Below are 15904 nucleotides of genomic sequence, written 5' to 3'. Positions count from 1 at the left end.
ATGGCAGGATTAAAACAACACTCAGGTTTAGTCGTTCCGCTTGATGCAGCGAATGTGGATACTGACGCAATCATTCCAAAACAGTTCTTACAAGCGATTACTCGTGTCGGCTTCGGTAAGCATTTATTCCACGAATGGCGTTATTTAGATGCGGAAGAAACCCAATTAAATCCGGATTTCGTATTAAATTTCCCGCAATATCAAGGCGCGACCATTTTACTGGCTCGTAAAAATTTAGGCTGCGGCTCTTCTCGTGAACATGCACCTTGGGCGTTAGCCGATTACGGTTTCAAAGTGATGATTGCCCCGAGCTTTGCGGACATTTTCTATAACAATAGCTTAAACAATCATATGCTTCCGATTCGCTTAAGCGAAGAAGAAGTGGAAGAAATTTTCCAATGGGTATGGGCGAACGAAGGCAAACAAATCCATATTGATTTAGAAGCAATGACGGTAACGGTCGGTGACAAAATTTATCGTTTTGAACTAGATGAATTCCGCCGTCACTGTTTACTAAACGGTTTGGATAATATCGGTTTAACCCTACAACACGAAGATGCCATCACTGCTTACGAAAGTAAGATTCCGGCATTTTTACGTTAAGAGTAATTGAGATAAAAAAACGGCTTAAACGCCGTTTTTTTATGATTAAACCTCAAATTTCGTCTTATCGCCGATATCGAAATGTAACGGCATTCGCCACTTCTGAATACTTAATACCACTAACAATATGCCGCTAATGCCGCTTGAAATTTGGAGTAAGAGCATTTGATCTAACAGAATGGCCAACCAAATGACGGCGACTAATAACGGTTGAGCATTTAAACCGAATACTCTAAAACAGAAATATTCTTTGTAACTCAGCCCACCGACAACCAACAGCATTGCGCCCAAGGCAAATATCGGCAAACCGAAGATTTGGCAAAGCAACCCTATCCATGCGACAAACTGAAAAATAAGGCGGAATCGCTTAAGATAAAGATGAAGTGAAGAAGCTAACATCGTACCGGCGATTAACAAGCCGAACGAAGCCCATTCCGTTTGGTAAGGCAGTAACAAGACCATAATACTCGCGACTACAAAACCTAAACGATACATAATTACCGTAAAGTAATCCCAAAAATCCATTGGGGATTTAATATGCGGATCTGCCATAATTTTCTCCTTTTATGTAATCAAGCGGTTAAATTTTGGTTATTTTTTGTAAAAAATAAGGCGAGTATAAAACTCGCCTCACTTTATAGCAATAGTTGATTACGCTTTATGGCTATCTTGATAGTCTTTCGCCGCTTTTACAAATCCGGCAAATAACGGATGACCGTCACGCGGTGTCGAAGTAAATTCCGGGTGGAACTGCGCCGCAATAAACCAAGGGTGGTTTGGAATTTCAATAATTTCCACTAATTTACGGTCTGCCGATAAACCGCTCACTTTTAAGCCTGCCGCTTCGATTTGCGGTAATAAAGTATTGTTTACTTCATAACGGTGACGGTGACGCTCAACAATCGTTTCCGCACCATAAACTTCACGTGCTTTAGTGCCTTCGATTAAGTGACATTGTTGTGCGCCTAAACGCATTGTGCCGCCTAAATCCGACTCATCGGAACGTGTTTCCACATTACCCGACTCATCCTGCCATTCGGTAATTAAACCCACTACCGGTTGCGGACAATCTTTATCAAACTCGGATGAATTTGCTTGGGTTAAACCTGCTACGTTACGTGCATATTCGATCAGTGCGATTTGCATACCTAAACAAATACCTAAATAAGGGATTTTGTTTTCACGCGCATATTGTGCGGTACGGATTTTACCTTCTACGCCACGGTAGCCGAAACCGCCCGGCACTAAAATCGCATCTAAGCCATGGAGTAATTCAACGCCTTTGGTTTCGATATCTTGCGAATCAATATACTTGATATTGACCGTTAAGCGATTGGTTAAACCGGCGTGTTTTAACGCTTCGTTTACCGATTTATACGCATCCGGTAATTCCACATATTTACCTACCATACCGATAGTCACTTCACCGGTCGGGTTCGCTTGGCGATAAAGCACTTGTTCCCATTCGCTTAAATCCGCTTCCGGACAATCTAAGCGGAAACGATCGCAAACAAAAGTATCCAAACCTTGTGATTTGAGTAATTCAGGAATACGGTAAATCGAATCCACGTCTTTTAAGGAAATTACCGCACGTTCCGGCACGTTACAGAATAATGCGATTTTTTTACGCTCGTTGCTTGGAATCGCACGATCCGAACGGCAAATTAACACGTCCGGTTGAATACCGATTGAAAGTAATTCTTTTACCGAGTGTTGCGTTGGTTTGGTTTTCACTTCGCCGGCAGTTGGGATGTATGGCACTAAGGTTAAGTGCATAAATAAGGTTTTTTCACGACCGACATCCACCGCTAACTGACGTAACGCTTCTAAGAACGGTAATGATTCAATATCGCCTACCGTACCGCCGACTTCCACGATCACCACATCACGACCTTTACCGCCTTCAATCACACGTTCTTTAATTTCGTTAGTGATGTGCGGGATTACTTGGATAGTCGCACCTAAATAATCGCCGCGGCGTTCTTTGCGTAATACTTCGGAGTAAATTTTACCGCTGGTAAAGTTGTTCGCTTTGCTCATTTTAGAACGAATAAAACGCTCATAGTGACCTAAGTCTAAATCGGTTTCCGCACCGTCTTGCGTAACGAAAACTTCACCGTGTTGCGTCGGGCTCATTGTACCCGGATCGACATTGATATAAGGATCCAGCTTCATAATGGTTACGTTTAAACCACGAGCTTCGAGAATTGATGCGAGAGATGCAGCGGCAATACCTTTGCCTAAAGATGAAACAACACCGCCCGTCACGAAAATATAATTCGTTGCCATTTTGTCTGCCTTTGATTAATCAGTTAAATAGATAAGAAATTCGGAATGGATAGTAAATAAAAACTATCAGGACGGGAGCCTAGTATATAGTAAAACGTATTTTTTGGCTATCGGAAAAATCAACAAGCGGTCAAATTTAACCAATTTTTTACAACTTTGTTTCGCAATAAAACGAAAAATTCACCCGCTTCTTTTACGGATAAATTTTGTGAACAAGATCAAAGAATAAGAGGCAAGTGTTTCTATCCGTTCTGCGTTCCATGGGATAATTATTTTATCTTTCTCAAATCTTAAGGAGCTTATATGAAACTCAAAAAACTTGCTTTATCTGCTGTTCTTTCTATGGCAATTTCGAGTGTGTATGCCGCGGAGTTACCGAATATCACGATATTGGCAACCGGCGGAACGATTGCCGGCAGCGGACAAAGTGCGGTGAGTTCGGCTTACCAAGCAGGACAATTGAACATTGATACCTTAATTGAAGCCGTACCGGAAATGAAAACGCTCGCTAATATTAAAGGCGAACAGGTAGTCAAAATCGGTTCACAAGATATGAGTGACGAAGTGTGGCTGAAATTAGCCAAAACCGTAAATAGTCAGTGCGCTAATACGGACGGTTTTGTCATTACTCACGGCACGGATACGATGGAAGAAACCGCTTATTTCCTCGATATGACGGTAAAATGCGATAAACCGGTGGTGTTGGTCGGCGCAATGCGTCCGGCAACGGAGAAAAGTGCGGACGGCCCGCTGAATTTATATAATTCAATTGTAGTAGCGAAAGATAAAAAATCGGCAAAACGTGGTGTGTTAGTCGCAATGAATGATGTGGTACTGGGTGCGAGAGACGTGACAAAAACCAGTACTACCGCCGTGCAAACATTCAGTTCGCCGAACTTCGGTACGCTCGGCTATATTCATAACAGCAAAGTCGATTACGAACGTGCGCCGGAAAGTAAACACACGTTAAATACCCCGTTTACGGTTGATAAGCTCAATGAACTGCCGAAAGTCGGTATTATCTACGCTTATTCAAATATGCCGACCGAGCCGCTTAAAGCCTTATTGGATGCGGGCTATCAAGGGATTGTGGTTGCCGGTGTCGGTAACGGTAATATGAATGCGGCGAATTTAGCGTTACTGGAACAAGCGGCGAAAAACGGTGTTGCGGTGGTTCGCTCTTCACGAGTGCCGACCGGCTATACCACTCGTGATGCGGAAGTGGACGATTCTAAATACGGTTTTGTGGCATCCGGTACGCTCAACCCGCAAAAAGCACGTGTATTATTACAACTTGCCTTAACCCAAACCAAAGACATTAATACGATTCAACAATATTTTGAAGACTTCTAGTTTTCGCTTATAAACAAGCGGTCTATTTCTTGCAAAAAATTGCGAAAAATAGACCGCTTGTCTTTTTGTAACCGTCGCCTATTTTACAAAGCTATCAAAGGTTAGCTCGTAGTTATCACCGTCACGATTATATGAAATATAACGAGGGAATTTTTCACCTACGTATTTTTTCACGGTAATCGCTTTGTGATCACTGGTTTTAAAACTATAAGTAATTTCTTGATAAGTTTGACCTTTTACCGTTACCGCTTTTTGTACTTTATGCAATTTTACATTCGGTGTCGGATATAATTTCTTACCGTTGGTCGTTTGGAAACTTGTCGGTAATTGATCGTAATAACTTAACTGAAATGCGGTGGTAAATAAATCGAATGTCGGCATAGTTAATGCCTCTTGTTTTAACGGATCTTTCGCTTTGCCGTACTTCACCGTACTGGAATCAATTTCAGCTAAGGCGTAAGTTTTGCCGTTACGCGTATCGCGATAGCTCAACATATTAAATTGACCGTTACGCTCCGTGCCTTTCGCTGAAAAAACAATGTTATATAACGGCACGTTAATTTTCGATTGAATCGAATATTGACCGCCGCCGTTTTTAAAATGCACATAAGCCGGCATTAGGTAATTAGAACTATATTTTATATTAAAATCATCCGCCCAAGTGGTTGAAATTAATGCAAAAATTGCAACAAACGAAAGTGCGATTTTTTTAATAAATCCCATCTATTTTTCCTCTAATTTAGTGCTTTCGAACAAACGAAGAATAGCATTGCTCTCTCTTAATTGTTCCGCTTTCTCTACTTGCATCTTTGTTAAATGCGGCGAGAAATAGTTAATAAAATCATACATATAATTACGTAAGAAAGTGCCGCGTTTAAATGCGATTTGCGTCATACTCGATTGGAATAAATGACTTGCATCAATCGCCACCAAATCACTGTCCGCGGGCGTATGCGCCATTGACGCCATAATCCCGACCCCTAAGCCTAAACGCACGTAAGTTTTAATGACGTCGGCATCCGTCGCGGTAAACACGATATGCGGTAAGATACCTTCTTTATTAAACGCATGGTCGAGATCGGATTGTCCGGTAAAGCCGAAAGTATAAGTAATCAAATCATATTTACCGAGTTCTTCGACCGTTAAATTCTCGCTTTGGTTCACAAATTTTACTAACGGATGATCCGGCTTCACAATGACGGAACGATTCCATAAATAACACGGCAATAAGATCGCATCTTCAAATAAATGCTGCGCTTCGGTCGTAATCGCCAGATCCACTTCGCCCGCCATTAAGGCATCGTAAATTTGACTTGGCGAACCTTGATGTAATTGTAGGCTGACCTCCGGATACTTCGCTTTGAATTTCTCAATAATCGGCGGCAAAACATAGCGCGCTTGCGTATTCGGCGTTGCAATGCGTAAGACGCCTCGATTCGGACGAGTCTGTTCTTCCGCCACCGATTTAATACTCTGCGCTTTTACCAGTAATTCGCGGGCAATCGCGACAATTTTTTCTCCCGCCGGCGTTAATCCTTTAATATGCTTACCGTTTCGTTCGAAAATATTAATTCCGAGTTCGCTTTCCAATAGACGTACCTGCTTACTAATGCCCGGTTGAGAAGTGTAAAGTGTTTCCGCCGCTTCGGTAATATTCAGATTTTGATTTACAATTTCAACGATGTAGCGTAATTGCTGTAATTTCATTATTCGGTTCCTTTAACAATCTCAATAAGCTGATCCATTGAGCTAATTTCATAAGTCGGGCGAATCTGTGTTTCATTCTTACTTTTCGAATGATTAAACCAACAGGTATCGATACCCGCATTATTACCGCCTAAAACGTCTGATGCAAGCGTATCACCAACCATTAACACTTTGGTTTTGTCTTCCTGTTCCATCAAAGTAAAAGCGTAATCGAACACCTGTCGATCCGGCTTGGCTGCACCGATTTGTTCCGATACGACGACAATCTCAAAAAATTTCTCGGTATGCGTATTCGCTAATCGCTTTTGCTGTAATTCGGTAAAGCCGTTAGTGATAATCCCCATCTTTACTTTACCGTATAGCTGTTCCAACATAGCCATTACACCGTCCAACGGTTTACTGACCAATGCCATTTCCGCCATTAGCTCTTGATTAAGTTGCAATGCGTCTATGCCGGTTTGCGCCGATAATTTGGCAAAACGGCGGGTTTGAATGTCTTGAGCGGTAATTTCATTATTCTGATAAGCCACCCAAAGCGGTTTATTGACCGCCTGAAACGCTTCATAGTCTTCTCGCGTAAATTCAATACCGTACCGCTTCAGCATAGAGGTTAAACCTAAGTACGAATTAAACGAAAAAAGCGTTTCGTCAGCGTCAAATAAAACCCAATCATACTTCATTATTTATAACTTCCTTTGATTTCATGCGTAATCCACTCGACAAAATGTTTAACTTTCGCAATCTCTGCCATTTGCGGAGGATAAACCACGTAAAACGCCTTCTCGTCATAAACGTCCGTCGTGAAAGCCTCGATTACCGAACCTTCTTCTATGGCATTTTGCGCGAGTATTCTATTTGCCACCACAACGCCCTGACCGTGTTTCGCCGCTTGCATTCCCATTGAAGTATTCGAATACATCGGGCCTGATTCGACTTCTAAATTATTTAAATTAAGATGCTCCGCCATTTGCTTCCATTTGGTATGCGAACAAACGTGAATTAAATTTTTACCTTCTAAATCTTCAGGTTTGGTAATCGGATGATCTCGCAAATATTCCGGCGAGGCTAAAATCATGATACGCGCTTGAACGAGTTCAATCGCTTCCAGATTTTGCCAATTGCCCGAACCGTAATAAATCGCGACATCAATATCTTTGCCTAATAAGCCTTCATCTTGAGAAGCGGTGGTTAAACGCACTTCGATATCCGGATATTTTTTATGAAACTTGTTTAAACGAGGTACCAACCAATGCATACCAAATGACGGCGTGGTACTGATCGATAAAATTTGTCGGCTGTTTTTTAATTTAACCTTTTCGGTCGCCACTGCAATCTGTTCGAGAAGCGGTTGAATTTCTTCAAAATATTGCGCACCGATTTCGGTAAGCTCCAGCAAGCGGTTTCTTCGATGGAAAAGCGAAACGCCCAGAAAGTCTTCCAATAACTTGATTTGGTGACTGACTGCGGCTTGCGTTACAAATAAGTCGTCCGCCGCCTTAGTAAAATTCAAATGGCGCGCGGCAGATTCAAATGCTTTTAACGCGTTGAGAGGGGGAAGTCTTTTATTCATAGATAATTATTCTTGGTTAATAAACGGAATGTGACTACATTATTTTTTTTGATAGATAAAATTAAATTTTTTAGTTTGTCATACTGGTCGAACATCACTATAATGCGCGCCGTACTTAGACGGATAGTGATAGCTTAAGTTTCCGGTTTATTACGGTAAATTCAGCTATTTCAGATTTTTAAGTATGATGTTGTGTTTGCATATTGGTCTAGGAAACTAGACTGGAGTAACATCAAGTTACTCGTTTCACTTCCTGTATATTTTGAACCTTTTTGGTTTATAACCGTCCATTTTGGACGGTTTTTTTCGTTTAGAGCCTTTCTATTGTATCAGAATGAATAAATCCCGCCAGTATCAGAGCGCTATTTTCATTAAAATTTCTTATCTGTGCGTATAAATGATAGCATTTTTTATCCGTCAGCTTCGATAACTTCATTCTTCCGATACTACATAAACAAAGCGATTTATAGTATCCTTTCAACTTATTTCGATCATCTAAGAGAAATCCTTTGAGTAAACGCAGACTGACCCAAAACCAACAACGCAGAATCAAATCGAATCATCATAAAAAAATCGCAAAACCCGAATTGGAATGGCAAAACGAAATGCTAGGCGAAGTTCAACAAGGTATTGTGGTTACTCGCCATGCCAAACACGCCGATGTAGAAACCGAACAAGGTGAAATTTATCGTTGTAATCTTCGCCGTACTTTAAAAAACGTGGTGGTCGGCGATCAGGTGTCTTGGCGAAAAGGCAACGAGCAGTTACAAGGCATTAGCGGTGTGATTGAAGCAATTTATCCGCGTAAAAATGAATTGAGCCGTCCCGATTATTATGACGGTATCAAAGTGATGGCGGCAAATATCGATCAAATCATTATTGTTTCCGCCGTATTACCCACACTTTCGCTTAATATTATTGATCGCTACTTAGTGATTTGTGAAACCGCTAAAATTCCTGCGCTTATTGTGCTAAATAAAATTGATTTGCTTTCGGAATCCGAACGACAAGAAGTGCAAAAGCAATTAGCCATTTATGAAAATATCGGTTATGAAACCCTTTGTCTGTCTGCCGATACCGGTGAAAATATGGAAAAATTAGACCGCTATTTATCACGCGGCACTTCAATTTTCGTCGGACAATCCGGGGTAGGAAAATCAAGCCTAATCAACCAATTATTACCGGAGGTTAATGCTTTGACCGGTGCGGTAAGCGATATTTCGGGATTAGGTCAGCATACGACCACATCTTCTCGCTTATACCATTTACCGCAAGGGGGTAATTTAATTGACTCGCCGGGGATTCGTGAATTCGGTTTATGGCATTTAGAGCCGGAACAAATCACGCTTGGTTACCGTGAATTTCAATCGGTATTAGGCACATGTAAATTCCGAGATTGCAAACATAAATCGGATCCGGGCTGTGCGGTGAGAGAAGCGGTCGAAAAAGGTGAAATTAATGCAATTCGTTTCGAAAACTATCATCGATTAATTGAAAGCCGTGATGAAACCAAAAGTCAGCGTCATTTTAGAACGGAAGAATAAAATTAAATAAGAATCAATAGCAATGAGTACAAATTTCATTTATCCTAATGCCCACTTGATCGCAGGTGTGGACGAAGTCGGTAGAGGCCCGTTAGTCGGTGCGGTGGTCACCGCTGCCGTGATTTTAGCTCCGAATAATCCGATTGAAGGATTAGCCGACTCTAAAAAACTGTCGGAGAAGAAGCGTTTGCTTTTAGCGGAGGAAATTAAAGCAAAAGCGCTTTGTTGGTCTTTAGGGCGTGCCGAACCGGAAGAAATCGATCGGTTGAATATCTTGCACGCAACAATGCTCGCTATGCAGCGGGCGGTTGCCGGACTCAATATTCAGCCCGATTTCGTGTTGGTGGACGGCAACCGTATTCCAACTTTACCGATGCCGGCACAAGCGGTCATAAAAGGAGATAGTTTAGTTGCCGAGATCAGCGCAGCTTCCATTTTAGCCAAAGTTGCCCGAGATCAGGAAATGGCTGAATTAGATGTGCAATATCCGGAATACGGCTTTGCAAAGCATAAAGGCTATCCGACTAAACTACATTTTGAAAAACTGGAACAATTCGGGGCAACCCCTTTTCACCGAAAGAGCTTCGCCCCGGTGAAGAAAATCTTAGGTTTATAAATGCTAGAACTACTACTCGAACCCTTCCAATATAACTATATGCAAAAAGCGATTTTCGTCAGTATGGGCGTTGGTGTGGTTTGTGCCTTTCTCTCCGCCTTTTTAATGTTAAAAGGTTGGTCTTTAATCGGTGACGCCCTTTCACATGCCGTAGTGCCGGGCATTGCCATCGCTTATGCGTTAAAACTCCCTTATGCTTTCGGCGCATTTTTTTCCGGTATTCTCGCCGCTCTTGCTATTTTATGGGTAAAAAGTATTACTCGAATAAAAGAAGATGCGGTTATCGGCTTTATCTTTACCACATTTTTTGCACTAGGCATGTTTATTGTATCGCTTAACCCAACCTCAGTTGATGTTAATGCGATTGTAATGGGCAACATCCTCGGCATTGCAGACGAAGATCTATGGCAAGTTGCGATCATTATCGGGTTATCGCTGCTTGGTCTTATCTTTTTCTGGAAAGATCTACTACTGACTTTTTTTGATGAACATCATGCGTTGTCTGTAGGGCTCTCTCCTCTTCGCTACAAAATTTTATTCTTCACCTTATTAAGTGCTTGTGTCGTGGTCGCATTGCAAACGGTCGGCGCAATTTTAGTAATTGCAATGGTTGTTACCCCGGGCGCAACAGCATACTTACTGACAGACAAATTCCCTCGTTTAGTTATTATCGCCATTCTTATCGGTAGCCTCAGCAGTGGCATCGGTGCCTATCTCAGTTACTTTTTAAACGGTGCGACCGGCGGTGTGATTGTTTGCTTACAGACCTGTATCTTTTTATTGGCTTTTTGCTTTGCGCCTAAATACGGTTTGATTAGCCAAAAAAGTAAGCGTTTGGGGGCAATCAATGAATGAGTTAGTGCTATGGTTCGTTGAGCCTTTTGCATTTGAATTTATGCAAACCGCTTTGTTTACTGCGGTATTAGTCGCTTCCGTTTGCGCGGTATTGTCTTGTTATTTGATTTTAAAAGGCTGGTCGCTTATGGGCGATGCAATTTCTCATGCAGTATTGCCGGGAGTGGTAATATCCAGCTTACTCGGTTTACCTTTAGCTATAGGGGCATTTACTTCCGGATTATTTTGTGCGATTTCCGTCGGCTATCTCAAAGAGAATTCTCGTTTAAAAGAAGATACCATTATGGGCATTATGTTTTCCGGCTTATTTGCGCTTGGTATCGTGCTATTTACCGCCTTGCCGAGCGACCAACATCTCACTCACTTGTTATTCGGTAATTTGCTCGGGGTAACTCAAAACGAATTAATTCAAACTATCATCATTTGCACGCTAACTTTCAGCGTTATTATCTTTAAACGTAAAGATTTCTTGCTCTATTGCTTTGATAGTAATCATGCCAAAGTTATCGGTTTACCGGTAAAACGGTTACATTACGGCTTACTTGCACTGTTAGCCTTAACCATCATTAGTGCAATGCAGGTTGTCGGTGTGATTTTAGTCGTTGCAATGCTCATTGCTCCCGGAATTACCGCCTACCAATTATCAAACCGATTCGACTATATGTTAGCAATAGCGATGACGATTGCGATAAGTTCATCCGCTTTAGGTACGATCTTGAGTTATCATATTGATGCGGCTACCGGCCCGACAATTATTCTAATTCAATCGATTGTTTTTGTGATTGTGCTAATTAGCAAGCACTTTCAAAAGCGCAAGCGGTAAAATTTTTTGCAAAATTTGCCAAAAAATTAGAGAATTATTATTTCTAAACAACACTCTCATAAGGAATACCTATGTCAAACACCACATTTGAAGAAACAATTTTCGGTAAAATTATTCGCAAAGAAATCCCGGCGGCAATTGTTTATCAAGATGAACTAGTGACTGCATTCCGTGATATTTCCCCACAAGCACCGACTCACATTCTTATCGTGCCGAATAAATTAATCCCGACCGTAAACCACGTTGAAGCAGAAGACGAATTAGCATTAGGTCGTTTATTTACTGTGGCGGCAAAAATTGCTAAAGAAGAAGGCATTGCTGAAGACGGTTATCGTTTAATTGTGAACTGTAACGTACACGGCGGTCAGGAAGTATTCCATATCCACATGCATTTAGTCGGCGGCGAGCCTTTAGGCAAAATGTTAAACAACAAATAGTATGAAACAGTTAAAATCTTATTGGTCATTGGCAGTTTTTTCGCTTTTTTTAACCGCTTGCGGCAGTAATCCGCAAAGTTATATCAAAGGGAAATCCGCTCCGATTGTAAATGTTGAAGCTCAAATTGCGACACAGATTGAAATTGATGCGAAAAGTGAAAAAGTTTCCGTTACGAATTTAACTGAGTATCCGCTTAACTTATCCTATAAATTGTTTTGGTATGATAATCAAGGCATTACACAAACCAATAACAATATATCGATGCAACCTTGGTTGAGTTTATGGCTAAATGGTAAACAGTCACAAACACTTTCACTTGAAAAACCAACCGCTGAAAGCAGCAATTATCGTATCTATTTACGTGGTAACCGATGAATACACTTGATTGGCTTGAAAGCCAACAACAAGCGGTCGTTTTTTGCAAAAATTTAGCAGGTTTGACCGCTTGCAGCCAACAGATTCAGCTCGCCTCCGGCGAGCGATTTGTTTTACGCCAACAAAATGATCGAGCGACAGCTTTCGGGATCAATTACGCTCAAGAAGCACAAATTTTACACTATCTAACACGCTTGACTTTCACTCCAAAAGTCTATTACCACAATGAAAATTCCAGTTTATTGACTTGGATTGAAGGTAATACAGCTAACTGTTTCAGTTCATCATTATTAAACAAACTGGCATTGCAACTTGCCGAATTACATCTTTTTCCAATTACCGAATCATTACCAAAGCTCGATCTTGCCAAGCGTTGTCAATTTTTATGGCAAAAACTCCCTGTTACAAAACAAGCGACATTGAGATTTCGCCCTCCATTTCAAACGATTCAACCTTTCACATTAGCAATCTGCCACCATGATTTGCATTTAGGTAATTTTATTGAAAAAAATGACCGCTTGTATTTGATTGACTGGGAATATAGTGCCGTGTCGGATCCTGCATTAGAGATTGCGATGCTTTTCAGTGCCAATCCTGCAATCAACCAACAGCAACAGACCGAGTTTCTCCGTATATATCTGCAAGAAACACAATTCAATGAAGGGAAATTTAAACGAAAAATGGCAGAATATCATTCTGCCATTTATCAGTTAAATCAATTATGGTTTACGATTCTCGAGCCATAAAACTATTTTAAGAACGGATTATGCTGTTTCTCACGCCCAATTGTAGTATGAGGACCATGACCCGCAACTACAATAAAATCATCGTCCAAATCGAACATCTTAGTGCGGATCGTGTTGAGTAACACATCTAAATTTCCGAGATAAAGATCGGTTCGTCCAATACTGTCTTTAAATAACACATCGCCGCTAAAAGCGATTTTGTTTTCAAAATCAAAGAAACCGATATGCCCCGGTGCGTGTCCCGGTAAATGACGGACGGAGAATCGTAATGCACCGACTTCCACCCTATCATCTTCACTTAACCAATGATCCGGTAAAAACGCTTTAACCGGCGGAATACCGAACATTTCGCACATTTGCGGCAATTGTTCAAATAACGGTTTATCATCAATATGAGAGCCATATACTTCCACACCGAAGTGATCTCTGACTTTTTCAACCGCCATAATATGATCTAAGTGACCGTGGGTAAGTAATAGCTTTTGTACTTTTAAATTTTGTGATTCGACAAACTGAATGATTTTATCCGCATCGTCACCCGCATCAATAATTGCGGCATTCTTATTATCATCCCAAATAACGCTACAATTTTGCTGAAACGCACTGACCGGGATAATTTGTAAATTAAACATAAAATTAGACCGCTTACCTAACCGCGCCACGTACGAACAGGGCCGGTATCTACATGAACGAAATTACTGCGAGGATAATAACCGACACCGCCATTATGCAAACTTTCCGCAGCCGCTTTTAATTTTGCCAAAGGAACACCGGAGATTCTAAAATCAACCGCTTGTCCGCGAATATGATAACTGTTACTTGCTACGCCGCGTCGCGTTCTATGCATTCTTGCATTGGTTTGTGCGGAACGATAACCACTTAGCACTAATACTTCCGCATTACGGAAACCTAAACGCTGCTGAATTTGATTTAATTTCACGAATAACATCGGGTCGATTCGTTTAACTTGATTGGTATGACGATCACGCATAAGGTAATTTAATTTCCCTAAATCGCCGCTTGAAAGAGAACCGTTACTGAATGTTGCCGCATACGTATCGCCCGTATTGATATTACGAAAACGTAACGCTAACGGAGTAGGAGTGGAAAGAAGCGCCATTACTTTGCTTGGCAATAAACTTGCTCCTAAAACAAGACCGCCGAGCGATAACCACTTACGGCGTTGAACATTGATTTGATTCATTGCTATTCCTCATTATTCACGAGTAATGATTGATAGTAAATGATTTATCACAAATTATTTACTATCGACCATAAATAAAGGCTTATTAAGTAATAAGCCCATTAGGTTTAATCTAAAAAAGAAAGTTCCGAGAAGCAAGTAAAACTTCTCGGAAATTTTTATATTTGTGAATTAGATCACACTTTTAACTTTACTCCAATTCACCGCATTTTTCGGAATAGAGGTATCAAATTTATAGATATCAGGTAACGTATATACCTTACCGTTCTCTACCCATGCGGTAACATAGTATAAATAAACCGGATTGTCCGAACGAATATTAGCCGAAGTGGTTTTCTGACTTGCCAATACTTTTTGTTTTTTATCCATACTCCAACCGGCTTCTTTCAGCAAAATACTTGCCAGATCATCCGAACGTTCCACACGTACGCAACCGGAACTTAACGCGCGATCCGTTTTACCGAATAAGCCGCGATTCGGCGTATCGTGTAAATAAATCGCATCCGAACTCGGCATATTAAATTTAAAACGACCTAATGCACTGTCATCACCGGCTTTTTGGCGAATACGGTAAGGAAGATTTTTGCTGTTCACATATTGTGCCCAATTCACGCTGCGAGGATTAATTTTATTGCCTTTTCCGTCAAAAATTTCATAACCTGCGGCATCTGCGAATCCCGGATTTTTAGCCAATTTCGGCACAATATCTTTATTTAAAATTGTCGGCGGAATATTCCAAGGCGGATTAACCACTACGTTACTAAGCTTACTATACATAACCGGCGTACGGCGATCATCGCGACCGACAATCACTTTTGATTGTAATGCAAGCTGACCGTCACGGAAGTAAAATAGTTGATAACTGGGGATATTAACAAAGATACCGTTATTAAAACTCGGAATAATACGTAATCTTTGCGCATTTAACGCTAATTTATAGAACGTATCGTTACCGGTTGCCGTTGCCAGCTCAGGCGTTTTTGTTTTCTTTGCTTTTGCTACTTTCTCCGTATTACCGCCGGCAGACATCGCTAAGACGCGTTGCACCGTTTCTTGATAAATATGATTACGAGGCACTAAATTTGCCACGAACTGAGCCGAATCACCGTTCTTAGTCGATTCCACCCATTGATTTATTTGTTCCGAGCTAGGTGATTTAGGGCTATAGCTGCCAAGGTTGTATAACCATTGATTCGCATTTTTATACACGTTTTTATTGTAATAGAGATAATCTAAGAAACCGTCGGTTAATAAGATATCTCTGCCCAAACCTTCCGGATGATTTAAAATCTGTTGTAATGCTTTGGCCGATTTGCTTGATACGCCGCTTGCGGCAAATAATGCGTATTCCTTGAGGAATTGCTTCTCCGCATGCTTGTCATTCCACATACTTGCATAATCGTTATCCAAATAAATTTTAGCAACCGATTTAGTTAGTAATAACTGATTATCTCCGACCGTTTGCTTTACTTTCAACACCGCTTCTTGCAATTTACGTTCTTCTTCCAAACGAATCTGCTCTTGCTCAAAAACATAATCCGCACGTTTTGCAAGTTCAGCCGCTCTAGCCTGCTGAGCGCTAAAACTTAGCTGGGGTAAAATTGCATCCGATGTCGCATGATTAACCGTTGCGTTTTCTGTTGATGCAGCCTGAAGATGAGTTGCATTAGTTTCGGCTAAAACGACACTTGAAAGCATTACTAACGGCAGTAATTTGAAGGTTTTCGCCTTACTCATATAAAAATCCTTAGCTCCGAGATTATAAAATATCAATAAAAACA

General features: G+C 41.0%; 18 protein-coding genes. 9 read left to right on the top strand and 9 right to left on the bottom strand.

All coding sequences use genetic code 11. The annotated features are described in order from the left end of the window. Positions 1–603, top strand: a complete 603-nt coding sequence (gene leuD / locus DRF63_RS00725) for a 3-isopropylmalate dehydratase small subunit (RefSeq protein ID WP_005595839.1) — start codon at positions 1–3, stop codon at positions 601–603. 45 nt (positions 604–648) lie between these two features. Here the strand turns inward: leuD and DRF63_RS00720 are convergent, their stop codons facing one another. Both DRF63_RS00720 and pyrG read right to left on the bottom strand, forming a co-directional pair. After that, positions 649–1155, bottom strand: coding sequence for a DUF2301 domain-containing membrane protein (locus DRF63_RS00720; RefSeq protein WP_005595838.1), 507 nt, complete (start codon positions 1153–1155; stop codon positions 649–651). 99 nt (positions 1156–1254) lie between these two features. Then, positions 1255–2892: a glutamine hydrolyzing CTP synthase gene (pyrG, locus tag DRF63_RS00715; RefSeq protein ID WP_005595836.1), complete on the bottom strand. Its 1638-nt coding sequence runs from the start codon at positions 2890–2892 to the stop codon at positions 1255–1257. 303 nt (positions 2893–3195) lie between these two features. Here pyrG and ansB point away from each other — a divergent pair, with 303 nt between their 5' ends. After that, a complete protein-coding gene (gene ansB, locus DRF63_RS00710) occupies positions 3196–4245 on the top strand; it encodes an L-asparaginase 2 (protein ID WP_005595834.1) in 1050 nt (349 codons plus the stop codon). A gap of 78 nt (positions 4246–4323) precedes the next feature. On the opposite strand, the gene DRF63_RS00705 is transcribed toward ansB, so the two are convergent. The 4 genes from DRF63_RS00705 to DRF63_RS00690 are packed head-to-tail and all read right to left on the bottom strand — an operon-like array spanning position 4324 to position 7522. After that, complete coding sequence (locus tag DRF63_RS00705; protein ID WP_005595833.1) at positions 4324–4968, bottom strand: hypothetical protein; 645 nt, start codon at positions 4966–4968, stop codon at positions 4324–4326. Further along, positions 4969–5952: an HTH-type transcriptional regulator CysB gene (gene cysB, locus DRF63_RS00700; RefSeq protein ID WP_005595832.1), complete on the bottom strand. Its 984-nt coding sequence runs from the start codon at positions 5950–5952 to the stop codon at positions 4969–4971. It lies immediately after the preceding gene. After that, the gene (yjjG, locus tag DRF63_RS00695; RefSeq protein WP_005595831.1) at positions 5952–6632 is read right to left on the bottom strand and encodes a pyrimidine 5'-nucleotidase; all 681 of its coding nucleotides are present in this window, start codon (positions 6630–6632) and stop codon (positions 5952–5954) included. Before yjjG ends, cysB begins: the two co-directional genes overlap by 1 nt. Further along, positions 6632–7522: a transcriptional regulator GcvA gene (locus DRF63_RS00690; RefSeq protein WP_005595830.1), complete on the bottom strand. Its 891-nt coding sequence runs from the start codon at positions 7520–7522 to the stop codon at positions 6632–6634. The genes yjjG and DRF63_RS00690 overlap by 1 nt, the downstream gene beginning before the upstream one ends. Positions 7523–8031: 509 nt before the next feature. On the opposite strand from DRF63_RS00690, the gene rsgA reads away from it, so the two are divergent. The 7 genes from rsgA (at position 8032) to DRF63_RS00655 (ending at position 12919) form a co-directional block, all read left to right on the top strand. After that, the gene (gene rsgA / locus DRF63_RS00685; protein WP_005595828.1) at positions 8032–9066 is read left to right on the top strand and encodes a small ribosomal subunit biogenesis GTPase RsgA; all 1035 of its coding nucleotides are present in this window, start codon (positions 8032–8034) and stop codon (positions 9064–9066) included. A 22-nt stretch (positions 9067–9088) separates the two neighbouring features. Beyond that, positions 9089–9682 (top strand): ribonuclease HII, encoded by a 594-nt coding sequence (rnhB, locus tag DRF63_RS00680; protein ID WP_005618717.1) that lies wholly within the window; start codon positions 9089–9091, stop codon positions 9680–9682. After that, entirely contained in the window at positions 9683–10537 is an 855-nt protein-coding gene (locus tag DRF63_RS00675; protein ID WP_043991704.1) for a metal ABC transporter permease, read from the top strand. Continuing rightward, positions 10530–11360: a metal ABC transporter permease gene (locus DRF63_RS00670; RefSeq protein WP_005595823.1), complete on the top strand. Its 831-nt coding sequence runs from the start codon at positions 10530–10532 to the stop codon at positions 11358–11360. Before DRF63_RS00675 ends, DRF63_RS00670 begins: the two co-directional genes overlap by 8 nt. Before the next feature lie 71 nt (positions 11361–11431). Then, the gene (gene hinT / locus DRF63_RS00665) at positions 11432–11797 is read left to right on the top strand and encodes a purine nucleoside phosphoramidase (protein ID WP_005595821.1); all 366 of its coding nucleotides are present in this window, start codon (positions 11432–11434) and stop codon (positions 11795–11797) included. A gap of 1 nt (position 11798) precedes the next feature. Further along, positions 11799–12173 (top strand): YcfL family putative periplasmic lipoprotein, encoded by a 375-nt coding sequence (locus DRF63_RS00660; protein WP_005595819.1) that lies wholly within the window; start codon positions 11799–11801, stop codon positions 12171–12173. Continuing rightward, positions 12170–12919, top strand: coding sequence for an LPS biosynthesis choline kinase (locus DRF63_RS00655; protein WP_005595816.1), 750 nt, complete (start codon positions 12170–12172; stop codon positions 12917–12919). Before DRF63_RS00660 ends, DRF63_RS00655 begins: the two co-directional genes overlap by 4 nt. Before the next feature lie 2 nt (positions 12920–12921). On the opposite strand, the gene DRF63_RS00650 is transcribed toward DRF63_RS00655, so the two are convergent. The 3 genes from DRF63_RS00650 to DRF63_RS00640 form a co-directional block, all read right to left on the bottom strand. Beyond that, on the bottom strand, positions 12922–13551 hold the full coding sequence (locus DRF63_RS00650) for an MBL fold metallo-hydrolase (protein WP_005595814.1): 630 nt from the start codon (positions 13549–13551) through the stop codon (positions 12922–12924). 17 nt (positions 13552–13568) lie between these two features. Then, the gene (gene mepK / locus DRF63_RS00645; protein ID WP_005595812.1) at positions 13569–14123 is read right to left on the bottom strand and encodes a peptidoglycan L,D-endopeptidase MepK; all 555 of its coding nucleotides are present in this window, start codon (positions 14121–14123) and stop codon (positions 13569–13571) included. Between the two features lie 171 nt (positions 14124–14294). Further along, positions 14295–15860, bottom strand: coding sequence for a L,D-transpeptidase family protein (locus DRF63_RS00640; protein WP_005595810.1), 1566 nt, complete (start codon positions 15858–15860; stop codon positions 14295–14297). Positions 15861–15904: the final 44 nt, after the last annotated feature.

The sequence above is a fragment of the Actinobacillus pleuropneumoniae genome (assembly GCF_003290385.1).
Lineage (GTDB): Bacteria > Pseudomonadota > Gammaproteobacteria > Enterobacterales > Pasteurellaceae > Actinobacillus > Actinobacillus lignieresii.
The sequence above is the reverse complement of the archived record's forward strand: the minus strand, read 5'-3'. Positions and strand labels throughout refer to the sequence as shown.

Excerpts from the sequence above, each read along its gene's own strand:
- leuD (WP_005595839.1), top strand. The coding sequence starts at position 1 with ATGGCAGGATTAAAACAACACTCAGGTTTAGTCGTTCCGCTTGATGCA.
- DRF63_RS00720 (WP_005595838.1), bottom strand. The coding sequence starts at position 1,155 with ATGGCAGATCCGCATATTAAATCCCCAATGGATTTTTGGGATTACTTT.
- pyrG (WP_005595836.1), bottom strand. The coding sequence starts at position 2,892 with ATGGCAACGAATTATATTTTCGTGACGGGCGGTGTTGTTTCATCTTTA.
- ansB (WP_005595834.1), top strand. The coding sequence starts at position 3,196 with ATGAAACTCAAAAAACTTGCTTTATCTGCTGTTCTTTCTATGGCAATT.
- DRF63_RS00705 (WP_005595833.1), bottom strand. The coding sequence starts at position 4,968 with ATGGGATTTATTAAAAAAATCGCACTTTCGTTTGTTGCAATTTTTGCA.
- cysB (WP_005595832.1), bottom strand. The coding sequence starts at position 5,952 with ATGAAATTACAGCAATTACGCTACATCGTTGAAATTGTAAATCAAAAT.
- yjjG (WP_005595831.1), bottom strand. The coding sequence starts at position 6,632 with ATGAAGTATGATTGGGTTTTATTTGACGCTGACGAAACGCTTTTTTCG.
- DRF63_RS00690 (WP_005595830.1), bottom strand. The coding sequence starts at position 7,522 with ATGAATAAAAGACTTCCCCCTCTCAACGCGTTAAAAGCATTTGAATCT.
- rnhB (WP_005618717.1), top strand. The coding sequence starts at position 9,089 with ATGAGTACAAATTTCATTTATCCTAATGCCCACTTGATCGCAGGTGTG.
- DRF63_RS00675 (WP_043991704.1), top strand. The coding sequence starts at position 9,683 with ATGCTAGAACTACTACTCGAACCCTTCCAATATAACTATATGCAAAAA.
- DRF63_RS00670 (WP_005595823.1), top strand. The coding sequence starts at position 10,530 with ATGAATGAGTTAGTGCTATGGTTCGTTGAGCCTTTTGCATTTGAATTT.
- hinT (WP_005595821.1), top strand. The coding sequence starts at position 11,432 with ATGTCAAACACCACATTTGAAGAAACAATTTTCGGTAAAATTATTCGC.
- DRF63_RS00660 (WP_005595819.1), top strand. The coding sequence starts at position 11,799 with ATGAAACAGTTAAAATCTTATTGGTCATTGGCAGTTTTTTCGCTTTTT.
- DRF63_RS00655 (WP_005595816.1), top strand. The coding sequence starts at position 12,170 with ATGAATACACTTGATTGGCTTGAAAGCCAACAACAAGCGGTCGTTTTT.
- DRF63_RS00650 (WP_005595814.1), bottom strand. The coding sequence starts at position 13,551 with ATGTTTAATTTACAAATTATCCCGGTCAGTGCGTTTCAGCAAAATTGT.
- mepK (WP_005595812.1), bottom strand. The coding sequence starts at position 14,123 with ATGAATCAAATCAATGTTCAACGCCGTAAGTGGTTATCGCTCGGCGGT.
- DRF63_RS00640 (WP_005595810.1), bottom strand. The coding sequence starts at position 15,860 with ATGAGTAAGGCGAAAACCTTCAAATTACTGCCGTTAGTAATGCTTTCA.